At 64.9% G+C, this 3,389-nt stretch carries 3 protein-coding genes; 1 reads left to right on the top strand and 2 read right to left on the bottom strand.

From position 1 onward, the window contains the following. Both ABFE16_05565 and ABFE16_05570 read right to left on the bottom strand, forming a co-directional pair. A partial coding sequence (locus tag ABFE16_05565) for a carbohydrate-binding family 9-like protein (protein ID MEN6344753.1) occupies positions 1 to 632 on the bottom strand: 632 nt, incomplete at its 3' end. Positions 633 to 734: 102 nt separating this feature from the next. Continuing rightward, positions 735 to 1,529: a sugar phosphate isomerase/epimerase gene (locus tag ABFE16_05570; protein MEN6344754.1), complete on the bottom strand. Its 795-nt coding sequence runs from the start codon at positions 1,527 to 1,529 to the stop codon at positions 735 to 737. A 178-nt stretch (positions 1,530 to 1,707) separates the two neighbouring features. Here ABFE16_05570 and ABFE16_05575 point away from each other — a divergent pair. After that, on the top strand, positions 1,708 to 3,389 hold a 1,682-nt coding region (locus tag ABFE16_05575; protein ID MEN6344755.1), incomplete at its 3' end, for a DUF4962 domain-containing protein.

Genomic DNA, 3,389 nt, shown 5'->3' on the forward strand with positions numbered 1-3,389 from the left:
CCAAACCGTGAGGGCTGGTGGAAGCCGCGCAAGGTGGCCGACCAGCAGGAAGCCTCCCGGTGCGGAACCTCACTGCGGCACAGATTCAGACGGGCGGGACGCCCCGGCTCAAGGCCCACCTGCTGCAGAGGAATCGAGGCGGTCGCCGTCCAGGCACCCTCGCGTCGGCCGGTGGTCACGCGGAAGTCGCACTTCCAGCCGAGGTCTTTGCCCTCGCCTGTACACTTCTCGTCCGCGACCGTCCCGGCCGAGTTGAAGGCGAGATGGTAGTAGGTGTTCGGGTCAGCACCGCCGATGAACACCTCGATACAGTCATCCGACCACACCGCACCATCCCGTGCAGAAGCACTCCGCTGGATACGGTCGAGACGGTCCTCCCGGCACACCACACCCAGGTACAGGCGCTCGGCGTCGTGACCCAGTCGCACCTGCGTCTGCTGAGTCGGCGCGGCTGTGCCGTCCAGCATCACGAAGGCCCCAAGGACAGCCGCCTGCTGCCAGATCGGGTCTGCAAGAGTCCCATCCAGCGCCGGAGCTGACGGCATCCCTGGTATCAGCACAAAGGGCAAGTCGTCGGCTCCCGCCAGGGACACGGCGAACACAAGGGCAGTCACGGCGAGCACACGGCGCATCGGCAGTTCCTCCCTGCGGTGAAGGTCGGGACACGTTCACCTGTCGGCACCCGTCTCAAGACCGGAGGAGCTTCGCCCTCCTGCTCTCACACGGGCGGAGCGCTAAGCATCGGGCTCCAGCAGACTGCGCCAGAGGTCCAGGCTCTCCTTGGCTCGCGGCTTGTCCTCGGCAGGGCTGGCGCCATGGAAGCTCGGAGCGATCTCGATAGTCGAGACGCCGTCGAAGCCCTTCTCACGCAGCGCTGCAGCATAGGTGGCGAAGTCGCCGGTGCCGAAGCCCAGGTGAGCGTGACTGTCGCGGTCGCCGCAGTTGTCGTGGACATGCACTTCGATGATCGGCAGCGGAGTACGACGCAGGTACTCAACCGGACCGTGAGCCTCGAAGTAGGGCGCCCGCTTGAGGCGCAGGTTGAGGTGCCCCAGGTCGATCAGCATCCCGTATCCGGGGCGCTCCAGCAGCGGCGCCAGGTCGTCGCGATAGCAGTCCAGGGCCTGCATGTCCAGCGGGAAGTCCTCCACACCGTACCGCGCACCAAGGGGCTCCACCAAGTCGCCCACCTGCTGCAGAAGCTCAACCATGCAGGCTGTGTCGTAGTGTCGCCCGCAGGAGTCCTCCAGCATCGCGGCGTCGAAGGTCTGACACAGAAGGTCAGGACCAAACAGATCGGCCAGTCGCCGGGCATCCTCTGCCGTCACCTCGAAGTTGCCGTGAAGGGTGGCCTTGAGCCCAAGGCTGCGGACAGTCGCCGCAGCCTCTTGCCCCGCCGCGGGATTGGGCAGCAGTTGCCCGGGTAGAAAGGAGATCGTGTCGAAACCGAAGCCCGCAAACTCCGCGATCAGGTCCGGCAGGCGTACGCCCTTTTCCATGAAGTTCCAGATTGCGATTCCGTAGCGCATTCAGCGCACCTCCAGCTTCCGAGCAGCACAAGTCCGCGCTCCTTCTCCCTGGGTCGACAAAGCCCTTCCTGGCTCGGCGATCTCTGCCCCGGCAGGAGAAGACGACTGTACAGGGAAAGGTTGCTCTGCCTGAGAACGCAGGCGATGCTGACAGCTCCCTGGGAAAGGTCCGTCCATCATGCGCCTACCACTTCTCGTATCCGCTCTGTTGTGTCTGGCAACCCTCGGTGCCCTTCAGGCCGACGAGGTGTTCACCTACGACTTCGAGCAGGGCACCGACCTTGCTGCCTACCCCGACCTCGTGGTCGACAAGACGGCCACCCTTGAGATCGTCCCCGGCGGTCCACAGGGACAGGGACATTGCATCAAGGTCGCTAACACCGCTGCGGCGAGGTACTGCCAACTGACAATCAAGCGGCCCATGAAGGTGGAGCACAACCTGCTGCTGTCCTTCGACCACCGGGAGCAGATCGTCGACGGCAAGCCCCAGTACCTGGGCGTCATCTTCAACCAGGGCAGCAGTCAGTGGTACTCCAGCGACACCTTCAGCGATCAGTGGCGGCATGTGGAGATCGTGGTCGGCACCATGGACTCGCCCACGAACAGCACGCTGGCACTCGGGCAGGTCTTCGACCGGCTGAACCTGTACGGACGGGCCGCCAACGAGGATGAGGGGCAGATGACGGTGTGGCTGGACAACCTCAAGCTGGAGACCCGCGCCGGAGCCGGCAGAATCAGTGATGGCGGGCGCATCTCCTACTCGAATCCACCCTTCTTCAACTGGCCGCGTGGAGCGGGCCGCAGTCGCCTGGAGTACTCCCAGGAGGCTACCTTCCCACCAGACAAGACCCTCACCGTCGAGACCACCTCGAACTTCTACATGCCACCTCAGCCGCTGACGCCGGGCGTCTGGTACTGGCGTGTGCTGCGGAAGACTGAGCTTGCCGATAGCTGGAGCGACACCCGGCCCATGACCATCCTGCCGGAGTCACACCGGTTCACGACGCCACCCGTTCCGGCCGAGGAGATCGGCAAGCGGGCACACCCGCGCCTTATCTTCGCCAAGCCGGCCGACGACCAGCTCAAGCCGTCTTTGATCGCCCGGGCCAAGGGCTACTTTGCCCAGGGCGTGCCCGAGGATCCTCCGGTGTACGCGCCGGGCAATCCCGACTGGCCGACCTGGATCGACTGGTACGGCAAGGTGCATGGCGGAATCACCAGCGCAACCGGCGTGCGGCTCCAGCGGATGGCTGAGCTCTACGTGCAGACGCGGGACCCGCAGGTCCGCGACTGGCTCAAGCAGATGGTCTTCAAGGCCGCGACCTGGAAGCCCGAGGGCGGCAGCTCCATGCAGGCCGGCGACATCGGCGCACAGCACTTCCTGCGCGGTCTGAACTGGGCCTACGACGCGCTCTACGGCGACCTGACCGAACCGGAGAGAGTGCAACTGCGGCAGGTCATGATCGCCCGCGGTGACCAGTTCTGGCGTTCGCTGAACCCCTTCAAGACCGGACAGCGGGAGTACAACAATCATGCCTGGCTGTGCTCGCTGGCACTCGGCGAGACCGGTCTGGTGCTCTTGGGCGAAGACCCGCAGGTCGCCGACTGGGCTGAGTACGTCCGCGAGTTGTACGTGGGTCTGTTCCTCTGCGGGCTCGGCTGGCAGGGCGACAACAACGAGGGTATCGCCTACTGGGGCTATGGTCTGAGCTTCGTCATCTCCTACGCGGACATGATGAAGGCCGTCTGCGACATCGACCTGTTCCAGCAGCCGTGGCTGTTCCAGACCGGGCGATTCCCGCTCTACACCGTGCCGCCCGGCGCCTGGGCAGTCTCCTTCGCCGATACCGGGAAGCCGAA

Source organism: Armatimonadia bacterium (genome assembly GCA_039679385.1).
Taxonomy (GTDB): Bacteria; Armatimonadota; Zipacnadia; order Zipacnadales; family JABUFB01; genus JAJFTQ01.